Genomic DNA, 18,821 nt, shown 5'->3' on the forward strand with positions numbered 1-18,821 from the left:
CCGAGCGATGCGAGCCGGTCAAGCGCGCGCGGCCGTCCCCTGCGCGTCCAGCGCAGGATGAGGCCCGTCGATCGTCGGGGAGGGCGCGTCAGGACGCCGTCACCGGCGTACCTCGAATTGCCCCAGCGGGTGCGCCACGCCGTTGACCATCACATCGATGCTGTGGCGACCGGGATAGTGACGGCGGGTCGTCATCTCCTCGAAGGAGACCTTGCCGGCTATCTCGGCTCGACCCGACGGCGGCAGGACGAGCTTCCGCAGCTTGAAGACCTTTGGCCGCGTCGAGCCGTTCGCCTTCACGAAGTGCACGGCGCAGTCGACGATCAGCTCCTGGTCGCGCGGGGCCGTCGACGCGAGCTCGAACGAGAACCGGAGCTCTCCGCCGAGCTCCACCGATCGCGGGGACAGCGACGCCGAAGCGATCGCGACGCTCGGCGCCGCGCCGAAGCCGAGCGCGTCGAGCGCGCCGCGATCACCCTTCTTGACGAGCGAGCGCAGCGCGTGGCGCACGATCCATTGCCGCCCGGGCGGCGCGCCCTCGAGCCAGCGCCGGCAGAGGCTCGCCGCGATGTCCGGGTGGTCCTTGCCGATGTCATTGATGTTGTTCGCGACGGAGCGCTGCACGTAGCGCTCCGGATCGTCCTTCAGGAGCTCGAGCAGCTCGATGACCGGCCCTGGATCCTGCTGGAAAGCGCGGAGCCGCGGGGCCCACGGCAGCCGTGGGCGCGTCCCCTCGGAGACGAGCCGCCGGACATGGACGTTCGGGTCGGCGGCCCACGAGCGGAGCCGGCGGAGCGTCGCGTCGGGGTACCTCGTCAGGAACGCGCGGATGCTGAACTCGGCGGAGAACCGCTTCGTCAGCTCGACTTGCGCGGTCATCGCGTCCTCGAAGTGATCGAGACCGCGCTTCGCCACATAGAACACGTGAGGCATGTACTGCAGCGGCGCGAGGCCGAACGCGTCGCTCCGAGCGAGCTCGGGCCCGAGGGAGGCGACGATCACCCGAGCTGCCTCCGGAAAGGGCTGCGGCAGGTGGTGGTGCATGACGTCCGCGATCAGGGAGGCGCGGCCGGTGAGCTCCAGATCGGAGAGGCCCGCCAGGCAGTCGCGGGCGAAGCCGCGCTCGTCGAGACCAGGGTGCGCCGAGCGGAGGTTGCGGGCGATCGAGCGGACGCACCGCTCGTCGAAGAGGTCCTTCAGCCGGTCGGCCATGGGTACCTGCCGGTGAGGACGCCGAGGCCGATTGGCCAGGTGTTCGCCACGTTGGACATGGGCGTTGACTAGCGCGAGACCCTGACAGATTCTGTCACCATATGTCGCGCGCCGTCCGGGTCATGGAGCTCTCCGACCTGCTTCGCGCGCGGGGAGCGACGACCGTCGGCGAGCTGGCCGCGACGCTCGGGGTCAGCGCCCGCACCGTGCGCAGGGACCTCGCGACGCTGAGGGAGCGCGGCCTCCACATCGAGGGCGAGGCCGGCCCCGGCGGGGGGATCCGGCTCGATGCCGGCCGGGGCGTCACCGCCGTGCACCTCTCGGTCGCGGAGATCGTGACGCTCTGGCTCTCCGCGCGCCTCTCCCAGGCCGCGAGCGACCTTCCGTGGAGCGACGCCGCCAGCTCCGCGCTGGCCAAGCTGCTCGGCAGCCTTCCTCCTGAACGAGCGCGAGAGCTGCGCGCCCTCTGCCGCAGGGTCATCGTCGGCGAGCCTGCGAGCGGGCCAGTGCGCGCCGGCGCCGGGGCGCCCCCCGCAGAGCTGGTGAGGCTCTTCGAGGAGTCGTTCTCCTCCGGCGTCGGCCTCGGGTTCGACTACCAAGACCGTGAGGGGAGGGCGTCGAGGCGACGCGTGGAGCCGCACGGCCTCCTGATCCAGAGCCCTGTCTGGTACGTGCTCGCCCTGGACACGGGAAAGAACGAGCCGCGAATGTTCAGGATGGATCGCATCTCGACACCCCGCGTCCTGCGGGAGGTCACGTTTCGCCCGAACGCCCACGTCATCTGGGCGCTCTTGCCGGAGGAGTGCGCGTGGCGACCGCTCCTCGGCGAGCGACCGTGAATGTTGGCCAAGAACGGACGGACATCCGTCAGGCTCCGGTGCTGTGCCCACCACGGTTCGACCCGGCGGAGCCTGGGACGCACGGTGTCGTAGGGTTGCGCGCATCGGCTCTGCCTGATAGCTTAGGTTTGATACAACACACGACATCCTGGCGAGTGACCAGAACGAAGAGCGACGTCCGGTGTACGGGGTGAGTGCTCGATTCCGCTCGATTCCGGGCGATTGCAGAGAGAGTGCTCCTGCCGAGCACTGACCAGCGATCGATGGCGCACGGCCGACCTGCCCCCTGAGGCCGTGCTCGCCTGTGTGCGGTGGCCGGTGTCTCACGGGTAGATTCGGGCTCCGAGCTCGCCGAGGTTGTTGATGCATGCCTCTCGTCCATGGGTGGCCAACCATCCATTCGACGATCGAGGGGCCATTGTATGTGGTGGCCATTCTTGAGTGCTCGAACAAAGGAGCGTGAATGAACTGTTCAGCCGCGAGATGGGCGTCCATCTCCTTCGCTGCCCTGACTGCCTCTCTGCTGGGAGGCCCAGCGTCCGCGCACGTGCCTGAAACGCCGGGAGATCCGCCGGACAGGGACGCTGTCCTCGACTGGAACGCCGTCGCTCTGGACGCGGTCGCAGAGGACACCGCCCGCGCACGCGGGCGGGACCAGCGCGGGCCGACGCGCGTCTCACGGGCACTCGCGATCGTTCATGCGGCGATCTTCGACGCCGTGAACTCGATCGTCCCGAGGTACGAGCCGTACTCCAGCCTCCTCGACATGCCGGAGGCGTCCATCGATGCGGCGGTGGCCACGGCAGCTCACCGCACGCTGACGGCGTTGTTCCCGAGGCAGAGGGCGCTGCTCGACGGGAGGCTCGACGAGTACCTGGCCGAGATCCCCGAGGGCGACGCCAGGGAGGACGGTCGTGCGCTGGGCGGCGCTGTCGCCGACGAGATCCTCGCGGAGCGCGAGAACGACAGGTCAGACGCCCCGATGCCTTACACCCCGGACATCGCCCCCGGCCGGCATCGCGTCGATCCGCTCTATCCCGAACAGGGGTACTTGACCCCGAGATGGGGGAGGGTACGGCCGTTCGCCATCGAGAGCGGCGCCGAGTTCCGGTCGCCGCCGCCGCCGTCGCTGTGGAGCCTGGAGTATGCGTTGAGCTTCTATGAGGTCTTCCTGCTGGGTGGCGACGGCGTGCGCACCCCGACCGTGCGCACTCCGGAACAGACAGTCATCGGGATCTTCTGGTCGTACGACTCCGCCCCGCGCCTCGGGGAGCCGCCCCGGCTCTACAACCAGATCGCGCGGGTCCTCGCGGTCAAGGAGTGCAACTCGGAGATCGAGAACGCTCGTTACTTTGCGCTCGTCAACGTCGCGCTGGCCGACGCCGCCATCGCCACGTGGGAGACGAAATACCACTACGAATTCTGGCGGCCCATCGTCGCGATCCGTCGGGCCGACAGGGATCGCAACTCGCTCACGATAGCTGACAGGAGGTGGACGCCCCTCGGATCCCCCGGCAGCAACCAGGGCCCGCCGCGCATGACACCAGCGTTCCCGGCGTACACCTCCGGGCACGCGAGCTTCGGGGCTGCCATGTTCCAGGTGTTGACCCGTTATTATGGGACGGATCGTATCCCCTTCTGCTTCATGTCCGACGAGTACAACGGAGTAACGACGGACGAGCGGGGCAATGTCCGCCCCGAGATCACGCGCTGCTATTCCAGCTTCGAGGAGGCGTCCCGGGAGAACACGGTCAGCCGCATCTACCTGGGCGTCCACTGGAGGTTCGATGGAGTGCAGGGGATCCGTCAGGGCAAGCGCGTCGGAGACGCCGTCTTCGACAGGATCCTCCGGCCGCTTCCTTGACGAGTTCGTCAACGAGCCGCTCGATCCATCGAGCGGAGATCCGTCGCCTCATGGCGGGTCTCCCCGGCCTCGGCCAGCCCCTCAGTTCATGAGCCGGGAGCGAGCGGGCGCCCACCGCTCGGGGCGCGGCGCGGAGAGCGGACCCGCGTGGTGGTGGACCATCTTCCATTGCCCGTCTTCGAGGACGAACACGTTGGTTGCGCACAGGTGCGCGGGCTCGTCGCCGTTCGCCTCGTAGCAGGTGACGAAGGCGAAGTCCCCGAAGAGGTGCGCCGAGGCGCCCTGGCAGCGCATGCGCAGGGGCGAGGTCTGGCGCAAGAGCTGGCTCCAGCTCTCGAGCACGCTGGCGCGCCCCGAGAGCGCCTCCATGCCGGGATGGGCGCAGGCCACGGGCGCCCGCTCGGCCCACACCCGGCACATCGCCTGGTGATCCCCGGCGCGGAACGCCTCGTAAAAGGCCTCGTTCGCGGCCAGGACAAGCCGTTCCGCTGCGACGCGCTCCTCGACGCTCATGCAGCGACCATGCTCCCCGGCCAGCGCGGGCGCAAGGGCCTCGACGGCGTCGTCTCGGCGCCTCGCCCGCTCGGCCCCGCGCCTGGGCTCACTGGGACGGGCCCTTGCTCCGCTGGTGGAGGACGAGCTGTGCCCGGTTCATCCGCTTGATGCGGAGCATCCCGGCCGCGCGCGGGGGCAGGGAGCGCGCGGCCGGCAGGCGGAGCGTCTCAGGCCGTCGGGTGAATCTCCGCGCCCGTGGCGCGCTGGGGAGGCGCCGCCGCGAGCTGGTTGATGTGCACGTGCTGGCTCGGGACGGGGAGCCCCAGCTTGCCGAGCTCCTCGCGGATGATCTTGGTCGTGGCGAAGTAGACGTCCCAGTAGTGATCGGTATGGCAGAAGGGCCGCACCGCCAGCACGGGCCCGGCGAGCGTGAAGTCCAGGATCTCGACGGTGGGCGCAGGGGTCTTCGCGACGTTGGGGATGAGCGCGAGGTGCGCCTTGAGCCGCGTGATCGCCGCCTCGTGATCCGCGCCGTGGGCGAGCTGCGCGGTGCAGTCGACGCGGCGGACCGGGTTCGTGCTGAAGTTCTGGATCGTGTCGCTGAAGATCTTGTTGTTGCCCATGATGGTGCGGACGTTGTCGGGCGTGTCGAGGGTGGTCGCGAACAGGCCGATCGAGTGGACGGTGCCCGTCACGCCGCCGACCGTCACGAAATCCCCGGTCTTGAAGGGGCGCAGGAGGATCATGAAGATGCCGGCCGCGAGGTTCGACAGGAGGCCGGACCATGCCATGCCGACGGCGATGCCGATCGCGGCGAGCAGGCTGGCGAAGGTGGTGGTCTCGACGCCGAAGACGCTGAGTACGGCAATGACGAGCAGGATGTTCAGCAGCACGGACGCCGCCGACTCCAGGTAATGAGCCAGCGTCGAGTCGAGCTTCTTCAGCGCGGAGCTGCGCTGCATCATCGACAGGATCCCCCGGATGATCACGCGGCCGATGACCCAGACCAGGATCGCGCCCACGATCTTCCCGCCGACGCTCACCCCGAGCGCTACCCCCATGTCCATGTACCGCTGAACCCTCTCGTCCATCTCAATCCTCCTGGCGACGTGTGCGCCGCTCGCGGGGGCCCCCGTGCAAGGTGCATGCGCGACGCGCCTTGCTGGATTTGCCCCTTGGCGGCCAGCCTTATCACACCGGCGGGCCGCTCCGCGAGGGGCGTGACCGAGATTTTCGAGCCTCAGCGCTGCGGCCTGCGGACATCAGGTGGCCGCGGAGCGGATATCTCGTTGTAGCGAAGGAGCAACGGGCGGCGGGGCCGCGCGCGGCGTGCGGCCGCGATCGAGCGGCCGACGTGCAAGGGCACAGGAGCGAGCGAGCGCGCCAGGCAGGCGTGTCCAGCCAAGGCGATGGCCGAGGCGATCTCCGTCGCCGCCGAGGTGATGCTCGACGGCGGAAAGCGGACGCGGGCCAGCCGCGTGGGCGGCGTACGGGGCTGTGAACCGGCTCAATGAAGACTATGTCCGAAGGCTCTCGGGTTGATCGGGAATTTCAAGCCGATGACCAGCCCGTACTCCGTGCCGTAGGAAGGCCTGGTCGCGCCAACTCCCCCGTCGAACGGAAGGGCGAGTCGAAAGCCCGCGTAGGCGACGGGGATCGCGATGAAGGGGACGATCTGCGCCCCATACGTTCGGGCGTTCGACCGGCCCGCGCCCTCGGTGTACATCGAGAGCTCGGCGCCGACCGGGCCGAACCCACCCTGGAAACCGAGCGCCAACCTCTCGTGGACCGGTCGGTCGGCGACGAGCTGCGCCTGCGCAACGGCGCCTATCCAGGCGAACGAGCGTTGTCCGTACCACGCGAGGCTGCCCTCGACGCCGGCGCCCACGGCGTCATCGGCGTTCTCGCGGCCAGTATAGCTGAAGAGGCCGCCCACGCTCACGACCGGGTCGCCAGGGCGCCCCACATTGGGCCAGCCTTCCCGGGGAACCGCCGCGGGGGGAGGGCTCCCCGCGGGGGACACGCCGTCCGCCTGCGCCGATGCGGCGCCGACGAGAAGGCAAGCGCCGACGAGAACCGCTGTGACCGCCGAATGGCTCATGCGCCTGGGATCTAGCCCATGTGACTCGGCCAGTCACGATGCAGGCGCAGGCGAGCGGAAGACGCGCTCCGGGAGCGCTGCGCCAGGCTCCCCTGCGATGGTGCAGCTCTCGCGCGCGGAGCAGGTCGCGGCGCTCGCGCGCGTGATCGCCGCGCTCGACGCCCGGCCGGCGCCGCATTTCGACGCCTTCGCGGCCCTGTTTCACGGGCATGGCCGCCTCCGCGAGGACGACGGGCGCATGTTCAGTATCGACGCGCCACGCGCGCCGGGTTGCAATCGCGGCGAATTCACAGAGGGGTGACGAAGATGCTCATCGACGAGCGACCGAGCCATTATCAGGGCGACCTTTCGTGGAACAGCCTCAAGCAGCTCATTGAAGGTTACGACGACAACGAGTTCCAGGGGCTCGTGCAGGGGCCGGAGGGCTACGCTATCAAGGTCGTACGCGGAGCGCACAGCGGGAGTTTCTATCCGTATTACGGATCGAACTACTATTTCGATTTCACGGCCACCCACGCGCTTGGCGAGAGCGACACACATCACGCGATCCTGGACGAGAGCGGAACAAGGGTCCTGGGAATCGAGCCGCCGCTGTGACGGAACGATCTCTGCCGCACACCGAGGGTGCCCGTCCAGCCCGAGCCATCACGCGTCAACTGGGGTGACCTCAGCGTAGCAACCCCAGCTCTTTTCCAGACACCATGATGGGGGTGCGCAGGAGGGGAGCGGAGGCCGCGCAGCAGGGCTCCGAGGGCCGGGCAGCTCGGCAAGACCCCCGCGCAGCCGGGGACGTTCTCGGTCGACTCCAGCGCTACGTCGCGAGCGACAGCTCGCGCACGTACTCGGCGAGCGCCCGCTCCGCGCTGGCCACCGCCTCCCGCGCGCCCGGGAGCTTCGCCGACACCGCCGCGATCCGGTCTTCCTGCTCGCCCAGCGTCTTGAGGTAGCGCTCGTGGAGCCCGCTCCCCGGGGGCACGACCTTGAGGTTGTCGCGCACGCGGGCCTGCTCGGCGCGCAGCGTCTCGATCTCGGACTTGAGGGCCGAGAGCGCGCGCTGCCGCTCGGCGACCGCGGCCTTGAGCTCCGCGAGCCGCGCGAGCGCCGCGCGCAGCGCCTCGGGGATCTCGCGCGACGACAGGACCACCTCGATCTGCTCGCCGGAGAGGCCCGTGAGCGCCACCGTGTGGGAGATGGGCTGCTCCAGCGCCACGGTCACGCGCGCCGTCTCGCCCGCGGCGACCTCGCGCCGGACGCGGTAGCGATCGCGCGTCGCCTCGACGCCTTCCCTGGGCTCGGCGAGCTCCCAGCCGGCGATGCGCGGGTGCTCGATGAGCAGGACGCGCGGCTCGCGCGCCGCGCCCACGATCGTGTAGACCGTCACCTTGCGGGCGGTCCTGACGATCTCGAGCATGCCGCCCTGGATCTTGGCGCGCGAGAACACCTCCTCGCCCCGCTCCTCGCGGTCGATTCGCACCTTCCGGTCCACGGCGAAGCTCACGATCCGCGATTCTCCCGGCGGCAGCGGCGAGAGGCGCGCGTCGCCGACGTAGGTGACGACCCCCCGGCTCGATCGCTCGTAGACCGTGATCGCGCCGGCCGGGAGGGTCGTGTCGCCGTCGTTCCTCAGGCGGATCGAGGCGAGCGGGCTGCGCGCGCTCGCCTCCGGCTGATAGAGCCACAGCCGCTCTGCCGGGATCTCGCGCTGGACGATCGGCAGGAGCGCCGTCTGCCCGCTCGCGATCGTGAGCGGCGCCGGGAAGTGGAACACGACCTGCGTCGCCGCCTCCGCGGGCTCCGGCTCGACCTTCTCCGACGGCACGGTGACCGCCGCGGCGGGCGCGCGGGCCTCGTCGGCGCCCCCGCCGGCGCGGTAGCCCATGCGCCGCGCCGCCCTGGCCGCGAGCCCCGCGGCGCCCTCGTCGAGCCGCGGCAGCACGCGCTCGGCGACGTCGACGGGCACCTCCGGCCGGGCCACATAATAGATCTCGTAGAGCGCCTGGCGGAACGTCACCGGGTCTCCCGACACCAGGGTGAAATCCACGCTCTGCCAGTCGCTGCCGCTCTGGTTCTCGACGACGGCCCACCCGGCGAGCGCCCCGGTCTTCGTCTGCGCGTCCTCCGGCACCGTGAGCCGGTACGTCGTCTTCCAGAGCGGCACCTCGATGACGTAGGCCACGCGGACCACCCGCTCGCCCTCGCCGGCCGTGCGCACGACGAGCTCGCGGCGGTTGCGCTCCCGCCGGCTCGCGAGCCCGACCAGCGCCGCGCCGACCTGCTGCCGCAGCCGCTCCTCGACGAGCTCCACGCTCTCGAGCTCCTCCAGGACGACCTGCTTCAGCGCGCCCTCCGACATCAGCGCGAGCCGGTGCCGGTCCTCCGAGCCGCCGTGCGGCAGCGCCGCCTGCGCCGTGGTGACCGCGACGATCCGCCCGGCGATGGCCCCCTGCACCCCTCGCGTCCGCACCTCGGCGCCGCGGAGCGCGTTCAGCAGGGCGGCCTCGGACTCGAGCGCGCCCTCGTCGAACGGGAGCTCGCGGAACAGGTCGCGCAGCGGCTCCCTCCCGGGAAGCGTGATATTCCCCGTCACGCCGCGATCGTCATAGACCACGATGCTCTTCAATACATCGTCGACCTGATCGAGCCGCACCTCGAGCCGGAGCTCGGCGTCGCCGCGCACGCGCGCCTCGTGCTCGAAATATCCGACTCCGCCCGTCGAGAGCACCACCCGCCTTAGCAGCAGCGCGTCCGACGCGGCCCCCGATCGGGCCGGATCCATCGCGGCGGCCCGCAGCGTCGCCGTGGTCCTCAATCCATGGTTCATCGTCGCCTCCCCCGGCGGAGGCGTGCGATGGCCCCGCCCTGGGGGTGTCCATAACGCCCCTCCGGGGGGCGTCAACGACGGTGGCTGGCCGGGAGATCGGGCGCGGCGCCGCGCGTCAGCCGCGCCGCGAGGCCTCGAGCTGCTTCACGACCGCGAGCGCCTCGTCGACGTGGCGGGTCGCGCGGAGCTGGGAGGAGAATGCATGTCGAACGATGCCGTCGCGATCGATGACGAACGTCACGCGGCCCGGGAGGAGGCCGAAGAGCGACTTGACGCCGTAGCGCGCGGCGGTCTGCCCGCCAGGGTCGCTGAGCAGCGTCATGGGCAGGCGGTATTTGTCGGCGAATTGCTGGTGGGACCCGGCCGAGTCGGCGCTCACGCCGAGGACCTCGGCGCCCGCCTCCGCGAACGCATCGTAATGGTCGCGGAACGCGCACGACTCCGCCGTGCACCCAGGGGTGTCGTCCTTGGGATAGAAGAACAGGACAACGGTCTTCTTGCCCCGGAAGTCGGAGAGCTTGACCGTCTCCTGCTGCTGCGATTGCAGGCCGAAATCAGGGGCTGTCTCACCGACGGACAGGGTGGATTTGCCGAGCATGGTGCGTCTTCTACCCGATGCGCCGCGCCGCGTCCAAGGCCCCCAGCGGAGCGCGGCGGCTCGCCGGCAGGCGGGGGCGCGGCGAGCCGGGCTCTCCGCAGGTTCCTTCGCGATTTCCCGCCGTGGCGACGCCCGCGCGCCGGACCGAGGAGAACTTGAGTAAGCGGTTATGAAGGCGCGCTGCGCGCGTCGGACGCCGGCCGCGGGCCGGCGATCGGGTTACGATGAGCGCCCCATGGCCACCACGTTCGCCGCATTGATCTTTCGACCCGCCGAGATCCCGGACCGCGCGCTGTCCCAGGGCTTTGCCGTGGCGCTCGGTGGCTGGGACGTCGCCTCGCCGCGCCTGTTCATCGCGCCGCTCCCCGGCGTGCCCGGGTACTCGGCGGCGTTCTACGCGAGCGGCGAGCCGGCCGGCGGCGGCGACGAGCTCGACCACCTCTCCGAGCTCTTCGAGGACGAGCTCTCTCCGCCCGTCGCCGTGCTCGACGCTGCCGCCGAGCTCGGCCACCCGGGCGCGACGGTCTTCGCGCTCGTGTTCTCGGAGGACGTCGTCCACGACGACGGCTGGCGCTTCGAGGCGAGCGGGTTCGTCCGCCATTTCGTGAGGGAAGGGGAGGAGGGCGTCGAGGCCGGCGTGGAGGCGCCCGACCGCAGCGAACTCGTCGAGCTCGACGTCGATCTGCCGGAGGGCGCGACCGCGCAGGAGGACCGCGACGCCACGGATCGAGCGATCCGGCCGCACCGCGGCTCGACGTTCCTCGCCGCCGAGCTGGGCGCCCCGGTGCTGGGCGCGCTCATGGGTGCCCTCTTCGCGCCCGAGCGCCGCGTCGCCGTGCGCCTCGTCGAGCCGGGGCCGGGGTCGATCGCCGACGAGGTGGCGCGGCTCAACCGGGTGCTCCGGCGCGACAATGGCCGCGGCGCGCCCGCGTCGTCGCCGCCCGTCCGCGGCGTCGCCCCGCCGGCGACGTACGCGGCGTTCGCGCGCGCGTACGACTGGGCCGATCCGGCGGATCCGGAGGACCTCTACCGCGAGCTCGCGATCGGCGCCGTCGAGGGCACGCTGCGCTTCCTGCGCGAGGGCGAGCTCCTCGGCCACGACCGCGAGCCGGGCTGGGAGGCGGCGGCGGCGCGGCAGCTCTACCCGATCGCGCGGCTCTCGGGCTCCGCGCTCGGCGGCGGCGCGGCGGCTCGACCCGATCGCGCCATCGTCGCGCTCGGGGCCGACGGCGAGCAGCTCTGGGTCGTCCGCGGCGGCACGAGCGCGGCGCCGGCCGGGCCGACGTTCGGCGAGCTCCTGCGCTACCTCTCGCTGGGATGGTCGCGCCGGAGCGACGCGGAGGAAGACCTCATCGGGGCGCTGATGCTGCGCGCGCGGCTCAGGTCGCTCGGGGGTTGAGCCCGCGCCCCGGCGTGGGATCCGCCTGTCGGGGCGAGGCGCTTTGCCACGCGACGCGCGCGCCTCGGCTCAAAACGACGTGTCGTACGCGTGGTGCCGGTGGGCTTCCGTGTGGAACGACGTCATGTGCGGGTCGTCCAGGACCAGATGGAGCAGGCCGACGTCGCGCTCGCTGCGGGCGAACACGCTCACGAGGATCCCGCCCTGCCGGACGCCGGCCTCGTAGCGTTCCGCCCAGCGCCTCGGGACGCCCGCGGTGAGGAGGATCTCGCGCAGGCCGCCCGTGATCCCGGCGCCGACCGCGCTGGCCACGACCGCGGCCAGCGGCCCGGCGACCACGAACCCGAGGTCGGGGACCACGACGCTCATCGCGACCGCAGCGCCGAACGTGTTCGACGGCGGCGGTACGTCCGGGCTCGGAAAGCACCTGTCGCGCGTCGCCTCGGTCATCAGCAGGCTGACCTCCTGTCGTGTGTAGCCGCAGTCGATGATGCGTTCCGCCGCGGCTTCCGCCTCGTCGTGCGTCTGCACCAGGCCAATTACGAGCTTCTCCATGGAAGAGACCTCCTTCGCGTTGAGCGCGCCCTCGCTCTGGGCCCCGGCGACGGATACCGCACGCTCTGTGCCAATCCGAAATTCTCACGCCTCGATGCGTTCGCGCCGATTTCTGTGCCCCTTCCGCTGGAGGAGCGAGGCGGGATGTCGCAGTGCGCCCCGTGGGCCTCACCTTCCGATGTCGACATCGCCCGTGCCAGCGCGGTTGATTCCATATTTTGCCGTCGAGCGGCGCGAGCACCCCGTTTCAACGGGCTCCGTCTGACCAGGTCGCCCGAGGCCGTGGCCATGGGCGACCGAGGCGGCTGGAGCGCGACGAGGCCGGAGGCCGCGTCAGAAGCCGATGGTGTCCTCGACCGGCGCGGGCGGCTTCGTCCCGGTCGAGCGGCCGGTCGACGCCTCCCGCGGCGTGGCGCGGCCGCGCCCCTCCGAGGTGCCGCGCGGCGCCGCCGCCGCGCCCGGCCTCCCTGCCGCGCGCGGGCTCACCGTCGCCGCCGGCTGCGCGGTCGCCGCCGGCTGCGCGGTCGCCGCCGTGGCCGCCGGCTGCGCGGTATCGGCTGCGGGCGTCGCGCTCGCCGGCTCTGCCGACGCCGGCGCGGCGGCGCTCGATGGCGCCGGCACCACCGGCTCCGCCGGGACGGGCGCGGCCTGCCGGGCCGGCGCCTCCGACGAGGGGGTCACCTCGGCCGTGGGCGATGGCTTCGTTGCCAGGAAGACGACCGCCGCCACGAGCGCTCCGAACGCGAGCGCGGCCGCCAGGATGGCCGGCGCCCACCGCCGGGCCCCGTCCGTCCCCGAGGTCGCCATGCCGGCGAGCGTCCGCCCCGGCGCGCCGTCCGTCGAGAGCCGCGCGCCCGGCGCCGACGACGGCGGCGTGCCGGTCGTCGAGAGCCGCGCGCCCGGCGCCGGCGGCAGCGGCGTCGGCTCCCCGAACAGCACCGGCTGCGACGCGCTCCCGTGGAGGGCTCGCTCCCCCGCGGACGAGGGCTCGGTCGTGAACGCCGTGCGCGCGATCCCGAGGACCGCGCGCTCCAGCGCCTCCGCCATCTGCCGCGCCGACGCGAAGCGCGCCGCGGGATCGTGCGCCAGCGCCTTCTTCATCCAGGCGTCGATCGCCGGAGAGAGCTCCGGCTTCACCTCGCTCGGCGGCGTGAAGATCCCGGTGTGCAGCACCACCGACAGCGCGCCCAGCGTCTCGCCCCGGAACGGGACCTGCTCGGTGAGCGCGTGGTAGGCGACCACCGCGAGCCCCCAGAGATCCGCGCGGAAGTCGACGTGCTTCGCGCTGAGCAGCTGCTCGGGGCTCATGTAGAGCGGCGTGCCCAGCACGCTCCCGGTCGACGTCATGCCGAGCTCGCCCTGGACCCGCTTGGCCACCCCGAAATCGAGCACCTTCACGAACAGCTCGCCCTCGACGTCGAGCAGGAAGATGTTGTCCGGCTTGATGTCGCGGTGGACGATCCCGACCTGGTGCGCCCGGCCGAGCGCCTTGGCCGTCTGCGATACGATCGCCGCGACCTCGACGGGCGGCAGTGCGCCCAGCCGCTGCATGCGGCTCTTGAGGTCCTCGCCCTCGAGCAGCTCCATCACGATGAACGGCACCCCGTCCGGCGTGACGCCGTGGTCGAAGACCTGCGCGACGTGCGGGCTCTTGATCTGCGCGGCCGCCATCGCCTCCCGCCGGAAGCGCTCCACGAAGCCGCTCTGGTCCGCGTAGGCCGGCGCCATGAACTTCACCGCCACCTGCGTCCCGAGCGCGAGGTGATCGGCCACCCACACGCTCCCCATCGCCCCCTTCCCGAGCTCGCGCGCCAGCCTGAGCGTGCTCGTCACCTGCTGTCCGGGGTTCATCGGGGGTCCCTCTTCGCTCGGGCGAGCCGACGGTCCTGAGGGGGCGTCCTGTGCGGGCGGCGCGGCCCTCTGGGTGTTGGCGCGTGTTGGCGCGTGTTGGCGCGTGTCGGCGCGTGTCGGCGCGCACAGCGTACAACAAACACCCTGGACCGTCACCACCGAGCGCTCGCGCCGCGCACCTGACGGGAGGTCTCGGATAAGCTGGCACCATGCGCGAGGGCACGCTGGTCGCAGGCCGGTTCGAGGTGCGCCGCCTTGCCGGCGCCGGCGGGATGGGCACGGTCTACCGGGCGATCGACCAGCTGACCGGGCGCCCCGTCGCGCTCAAGGTCGCGCCCCCGGAGCTCGCCGCCCGCTTCCGGCGCGAGGCGCGCATGCTCGAGGCCGTGCAGCACCCGCTCATCGTGCAGCACATCGCGCACGGCACGGGCGACGACGGCGCCCTGTGGCTCGCGATGGAGTGGCTCGAGGGCGCCACGCTCGACGCGCGCCTCCAGGAGGGGGCGCTCCCCGTGGCCGACGCGCTGCTCGTCGCGCACCAGATCGCGGAGGCGCTCGCCGCCGTCCACGCGATCGGGATCACGCACCGCGATCTCAAGCCGAGCAACGTGCTCCTGCGCGACGGCAGGGTCGACGGCGTGGTCCTGCTCGACTTCGGCGTCGCCCGGGCGGCGGCGTCGACCTCGCTCGTCACGGAGGCCAGCTCGCTCGTCGGCTCGCTCGGCTACGTCGCGCCCGAGCAGGCGCGCGGCGACGTCGAGGTCGACGCGCGCGCCGACGTCTTCGGCCTCGGCGTCCTGCTCTTCGAGTGCCTCGCCGGGCAGCGCCCCTTCGCGGCCGACGACCCGCTCGCCGAGGTGTGCCGCATCCTCCTCGAGGAGGCGCCGCGCCTCGTCGAGCGGCGCCCGGACGTGCCGCCCTTCCTCGACGAGCTCGTCGCGCGCCTCCTGGCGAAGGACCCGGCGGCGCGCCCCGCGGACGGCCGCGCCGCGGCGGCCGCGCTCGCGGAGGCCCGCGCCCTGCTCGCGCGCGCGTCCAGCGCGGGCGCGGACGGCGCGCCGGCGTCGGTCACGGACGACGAGCGGCGGCTCGTCAGCGTCGTCCTCGTCGATCTGGGCGCCGCCGACCCGGAGCCGGCGAGCGATCGCGGCGCCGAGCGGATCGTCGCGGACCTCGCCGAGGCGTTCGGCGGCGAGCGCGTGCGGCTCCCGGGCGGCACGCGCATGGTGCTCCTCTCCTCGCAGACCGACGAGGTGTTCTCCGGCCGCGGCGGCGCCGGCACGATGGCCGCCTTCGACCTCGCGGCGCGCGCCGCGCAGTGCGCGCTCGCGCTGAAGGCGCGCCTGCCCGGGCGCCCTGTCGCGCTCGCCACGGGCCGCGCGCAGGTCGGCGAGCGCCTGCCCGCGGGCGACGTGATCGACCGCGCGGTCGCCCGCCTGCGCGAGGCCGAGGGCGACGTGCGCATCGACGAGGTCACCGCGGGGCTCGCGGCGCCGCGCTTCGAGGTGACCGGCGACGGCCCCTCGTTCCTGCTGATGGGCGAGCGCGACGGCACCGAGCCCGAGCGCACGCTCTTCGGCCGCGTCACCTCGTTCGTCGGGCGCGACCGCGAGCTCGCGACGCTGCGCGGCCTCTTCGAGCAGAGCGCCGACGAGCCCGTGGCGCGCGCCGCGCTGGTCCTCGGCGAGGCCGGCATCGGCAAGACGCGCCTCCGCTGCGAGCTCGTCCGCGCCGTGCGCGAGCGCGACGCGCGCGCGTCGGTCTACGTGGCGCGGGGCGATCCCCTCGGCGCGGGCGCGCCGTTCGGCATGCTGGGCGAGATCGTCCTCGCGGCCGCCGGCTGCCTGCCCGGCGAGGCGCTCGAGGCGCGCCGCGCCAAGATCCGCGAGCACGTCGCGCGGGCCCTGCCCGCGCCGGCCGACGACGCCCCGCGCGTCGCCTGGTACCTCGGCGAGATCGCGGGCACGCCGTTCGACGACCCCGACGCCGAGCTGCGCGCCGCCCGCGGGGACGCGGTCGCCGTGAGCGAGCAGGCCCGCCGCGCCGTGCTCGAGTGGCTCGCGGCGCGCTGCGGCGAGGGGCCGGTCGTGGTGGTGCTCGAGGACATGCACTGGAGCGATCACGCCTCGGTCTCGGTGCTCGACGAGGCGCTCCAGGCGCTCTCGGATCGCCCGCTCCTCGTGCTCGGCTTCGCGCGCCACAGCGTGATGGAGACGTTCCCCGGCCTCTGGGGCTCGCGCGGCGTGCAGCACGTCAAGCTCGGCGCGCTCAGCCAGCGCGCGGCCGAGCGGCTCGTCCGCAGCGTGTTCGGCGAGGAGCTCGCGCTGCCCGAGGTGGCGCGGCTCGTCGAGCACGCGGACGGCCACCCCTTCTTCCTCGAGGAGCTCATGCGCGCGCGCGCGGAGGGCCGGAGCGACATGCCGCCCACGGTCGTGGCCCTGATGCACGCGCGCATCGAGGCGCTGCCGGCCGAGGCGCGGCGCACGCTGCGGGCGGCGAGCCTGTTCGGCGGCAGCTTCTGGCCCGAGGGCGTGCGGCAGCTGCTCGGCGCCGGCACCTCGGCCGAGTCGCTCGACCGCTGGCTCAAGAGCCTGCTCTCGGAGGAGCTCGTCGCCCGGCGCGGCGTGTCGCGCTACCCCGGGCACGACGAGCTCACGTTCCGTCACGCCGTGGTGCGCGACGCCGCCTACGGGATGCTCACGGACGGCGATCGCACCGCCGGCCACCGGGCCGCGGCGCGCTGGCTGCGCTCGGTGGGCGAGACCGACGAGCGGGTGCTGGCCGAGCACGCCGAGCGCGGCGGCGACGCCCCCACGGACGGCGAGGGCCTCGTCGCCCGCGGCCCTGCGCAGGATCGCGGCGGCGGAGGGGCGGGAGGACCGGGGGCGCCCCCCGGAGCCCGAATCAGCGCGTGAACGGAACGAAGCGCGAGGGGGCCAAGGTTGATGAACAACCATTGACGTGATACCCCGCCGCCCGGAGCAGTGAGCATGGATTCTTCTGACCTGGGCGCCGTCGGTCCTTACGAGCTGCTGTTGCAGCTGGCCAGGGGCGGCTCGGCCGAGGTCTTCATCGCGCGTCGCGCCTGCGCGGCAGGCGGAGGGGACATGGGCGGCGCGGGTCCGGAGCGCGGGTCGCTCGTGGCGGTGAAGCGGATCCGGGCCGATCTGCGGTGCGAGTCGAGCTATGCGTGCATGCTCTTCGACGAGGCGGGCATCGCGTCGCGCGTCGCGAGCCCCCATTTCGTTCCCGTCCTCGATTACGGCCTCGACGAGGGCGCGCCGTACATCGTCATGGAGCTCGTCGTGGGGGTCACCCTCAAGCACCTCACCCGGGCTCCCGAGGCGCTCGGGGTCGGCGACGCGATCGAGCTCATCGCGCAGGCCGCCGAGGGGCTGCACGCGGCGCATGAGGCGCGCGACAGCTCGGGGGAGCTGCTCCAGGTGATCCACCGGGACATCTCGCCGTCCAACATCCTTGTCGGCGTCGACGGTCGGGCGTCCATCTGCGATCTCGGGCTCGCGTATGCCCTGCGCCGCACGACGCGGACGAAGACCGGGATGGTGAAGGGGAAGCTGAGCTATTTCTCGCCGGAGCAGGCGAACGCGAGGCCGCTGGATCGGCGCTCGGACGTGTTCTCGCTCGGGGTCGTGGCGTGGGAGGTGCTGGCGGGCAGGCGGCTGTTCGCCGGCAGCAGCATGGTCTCGACCCTCCACGCCGTCCTGGAGCGCGAGGTGCCGCCGCTCTCGAGCGAGCGCGAGGGCGTGAGCCAGGCCGTCACGGCCGCCGTCGCGCGGGCGATCGAGCGCGATCGCGACGCGCGCTGGCCCACGGCGGCCGATTTCGCGCAGGCGCTCCGGGCCGCGGCCGGGGAGGAGGGGCACGCGGCGTCGCGCGACGCCATCGGCGCGCGGGTCGCCGAGGTGCTGCCGCCGCCGCTGAGGCCGCTGGCGCCGTTTTACGCCTCGGGCGGGCCGTGCGTCACGGAGGAGATCATCGCTGCTTTGCAGTCGATGCGCGCGGCGGGGCCGGCGGGCGAGGGGGAATCGGGCGAGCTCCTGGAACAGGGGCGGCCCTCGCGCGGCTGAGCGCGCTGCTGCGGTGTCGGCCTCCGCGGGGGAGCCCGGAACCTGAGTATGTGCTCAACACCATAATCTCGTTCAGCTGCACGACCGCGCTACGGCGTCCGCTCCTCTTGACGCGGCGCTCCGGAGGCGCTCCGCCAGCCGCGTCGTCCCTCCGGCCGGCGGACGCGCGCGGGGCGGTCGATAGGCGTTGACATCCGAGATGTGAGCGTTCACATTGCGGAGGTATCCTTTCGCTTTGCTCCGGGTGGGTCGCTATGCGCATTGCGAGCCTCGTGGTCGGGCATCGGGTCGAGCCTGGTGCCGGTCACGTCCGGTCGTCGCGCAGACGATTGTCGAACGATGGTGATCGGCGCTTCGCCAGGAGTGAGCCACCGGAGACCGCGACAGACCTCGGTTGTTCCACGATTGTCGTGAAAAATCATGAATGCTGCTCATCGGTAGAGCCGGTGCGCAGGGTGTGGTCCGCGCGCGTAGCTACCTGGATGGTCGTGTCATCGCAGGCCACAGAGATCTCGTCATCGTCGTCGATGGTGCCTGCATTGTGAGTCGTTTCCTTACCATCCCGACAGGAGACCACATGGCTTTGATGACGAGGGACAGAGGCGGGTTGGGTGAGGGAATCGGGCCTCATCAAAAATGGCCAGCCACGCCCGGTCATGGAGTGGTTGATGGATTTTCTCGGCAGGTAGTCGAATATATTCAGGCCGAACCGGCCACGAGCTGTCACGACACGGGCGAGGGTGAAACACCAGATCCCGCCTGCGCTCCACTTTAGCGTGCCCACAGCGGGCGAGGAGAGAGAACCACATGGTTAGGCCCTCAGATCATGAGAAGGCGCGTCCTCTCCTGGGCTCTCGGTCAGCTGTCTCGATCGCGTTGATCGTGGCCAGCGGCTGCACGGGAGACCTGGGCGGGTTTCGCTCCGAGGATTCCACACCCACAGACCCGCCGCCCACCTCGACGGGCACGTCGACGGGCACGGGCCCGACGGACCCGGC

Annotated in this window: 15 protein-coding genes; 7 read left to right on the plus strand and 8 right to left on the minus strand. The window is 72.0% G+C overall.

Annotated elements, in window-relative coordinates; translation table 11 throughout:
* Nucleotides 1-99 precede the first annotated feature (99 nt).
* The gene (locus ACSRUE_RS25155; RefSeq protein ID WP_441285808.1) at nt 100-1,212 is read right to left on the minus strand and encodes a DNA alkylation repair protein; all 1,113 of its coding nucleotides are present in this window, start codon (nt 1,210-1,212) and stop codon (nt 100-102) included.
* Nucleotides 1,213-1,313: 101 nt separating this feature from the next.
* On the opposite strand from ACSRUE_RS25155, the gene ACSRUE_RS25160 reads away from it, so the two are divergent.
* Both ACSRUE_RS25160 and ACSRUE_RS25165 read left to right on the plus strand, forming a co-directional pair.
* A complete protein-coding gene (locus tag ACSRUE_RS25160; RefSeq protein ID WP_441285809.1) occupies nt 1,314-2,051 on the plus strand; it encodes a helix-turn-helix transcriptional regulator in 738 nt (245 codons plus the stop codon).
* 718 nt (nt 2,052-2,769) lie between these two features.
* Complete coding sequence (locus tag ACSRUE_RS25165) at nt 2,770-3,915, plus strand: vanadium-dependent haloperoxidase (RefSeq protein WP_441285810.1); 1,146 nt, start codon at nt 2,770-2,772, stop codon at nt 3,913-3,915.
* 81 nt (nt 3,916-3,996) lie between these two features.
* Here ACSRUE_RS25165 and ACSRUE_RS25170 read toward each other — a convergent pair whose 3' ends face one another.
* From ACSRUE_RS25170 to ACSRUE_RS25180, 3 genes are all read right to left on the minus strand, one after another.
* Nucleotides 3,997-4,428, minus strand: coding sequence for a nuclear transport factor 2 family protein (locus ACSRUE_RS25170; RefSeq protein ID WP_437739049.1), 432 nt, complete (start codon nt 4,426-4,428; stop codon nt 3,997-3,999).
* Nucleotides 4,429-4,637: 209 nt separating this feature from the next.
* Nucleotides 4,638-5,501 carry a mechanosensitive ion channel family protein gene (locus tag ACSRUE_RS25175; protein ID WP_441285811.1) on the minus strand — a complete coding sequence of 288 codons (864 nt, stop codon included), beginning with the start codon at nt 5,499-5,501 and terminating at the stop codon, nt 4,638-4,640.
* Between the two features lie 416 nt (nt 5,502-5,917).
* Nucleotides 5,918-6,346, minus strand: coding sequence for a hypothetical protein (locus ACSRUE_RS25180; RefSeq protein WP_437766733.1), 429 nt, complete (start codon nt 6,344-6,346; stop codon nt 5,918-5,920).
* 262 nt (nt 6,347-6,608) lie between these two features.
* On the opposite strand from ACSRUE_RS25180, the gene ACSRUE_RS25185 reads away from it, so the two are divergent.
* Both ACSRUE_RS25185 and ACSRUE_RS25190 read left to right on the plus strand, forming a co-directional pair.
* Nucleotides 6,609-6,812 carry a hypothetical protein gene (locus tag ACSRUE_RS25185; RefSeq protein ID WP_437766734.1) on the plus strand — a complete coding sequence of 68 codons (204 nt, stop codon included), beginning with the start codon at nt 6,609-6,611 and terminating at the stop codon, nt 6,810-6,812.
* Nucleotides 6,809-7,108, plus strand: a complete 300-nt coding sequence (locus ACSRUE_RS25190; protein WP_441285812.1) for a hypothetical protein — start codon at nt 6,809-6,811, stop codon at nt 7,106-7,108. The genes ACSRUE_RS25185 and ACSRUE_RS25190 overlap by 4 nt, the downstream gene beginning before the upstream one ends.
* Before the next feature lie 214 nt (nt 7,109-7,322).
* Here the strand turns inward: ACSRUE_RS25190 and ACSRUE_RS25195 are convergent, their stop codons facing one another.
* Together ACSRUE_RS25195 and ACSRUE_RS25200 are read right to left on the minus strand one after the other, a co-directional pair.
* Nucleotides 7,323-9,332: a DUF4139 domain-containing protein gene (locus ACSRUE_RS25195; protein ID WP_441285813.1), complete on the minus strand. Its 2,010-nt coding sequence runs from the start codon at nt 9,330-9,332 to the stop codon at nt 7,323-7,325.
* Nucleotides 9,333-9,447: 115 nt separating this feature from the next.
* On the minus strand, nt 9,448-9,930 hold the full coding sequence (locus tag ACSRUE_RS25200) for a peroxiredoxin (RefSeq protein WP_441285814.1): 483 nt from the start codon (nt 9,928-9,930) through the stop codon (nt 9,448-9,450).
* 235 nt (nt 9,931-10,165) lie between these two features.
* Between ACSRUE_RS25200 and ACSRUE_RS25205 the strand changes: the two genes are divergently transcribed.
* Entirely contained in the window at nt 10,166-11,329 is a 1,164-nt protein-coding gene (locus ACSRUE_RS25205; RefSeq protein ID WP_441285815.1) for a hypothetical protein, read from the plus strand.
* A 69-nt stretch (nt 11,330-11,398) separates the two neighbouring features.
* Here ACSRUE_RS25205 and ACSRUE_RS25210 read toward each other — a convergent pair whose 3' ends face one another.
* Together ACSRUE_RS25210 and ACSRUE_RS25215 are read right to left on the minus strand one after the other, a co-directional pair.
* Entirely contained in the window at nt 11,399-11,884 is a 486-nt protein-coding gene (locus ACSRUE_RS25210; RefSeq protein WP_437766739.1) for a hypothetical protein, read from the minus strand.
* A 333-nt stretch (nt 11,885-12,217) separates the two neighbouring features.
* On the minus strand, nt 12,218-13,735 hold the full coding sequence (locus ACSRUE_RS25215) for a serine/threonine-protein kinase (RefSeq protein ID WP_441285816.1): 1,518 nt from the start codon (nt 13,733-13,735) through the stop codon (nt 12,218-12,220).
* 209 nt (nt 13,736-13,944) lie between these two features.
* On the opposite strand from ACSRUE_RS25215, the gene ACSRUE_RS25220 reads away from it, so the two are divergent.
* Together ACSRUE_RS25220 and ACSRUE_RS25225 are read left to right on the plus strand one after the other, a co-directional pair.
* Entirely contained in the window at nt 13,945-16,650 is a 2,706-nt protein-coding gene (locus ACSRUE_RS25220; protein ID WP_441285817.1) for a protein kinase domain-containing protein, read from the plus strand.
* A 75-nt stretch (nt 16,651-16,725) separates the two neighbouring features.
* Nucleotides 16,726-17,823 carry a serine/threonine-protein kinase gene (locus ACSRUE_RS25225; RefSeq protein ID WP_441285818.1) on the plus strand — a complete coding sequence of 366 codons (1,098 nt, stop codon included), beginning with the start codon at nt 16,726-16,728 and terminating at the stop codon, nt 17,821-17,823.
* The last annotated feature ends 998 nt before the right edge of the window (nt 17,824-18,821 follow it).

The sequence above is a fragment of the Sorangium sp. KYC3313 genome (assembly GCF_052075895.1).
GTDB lineage: Bacteria > Myxococcota_A > Polyangia > Polyangiales > Polyangiaceae > Sorangium > Sorangium cellulosum_B.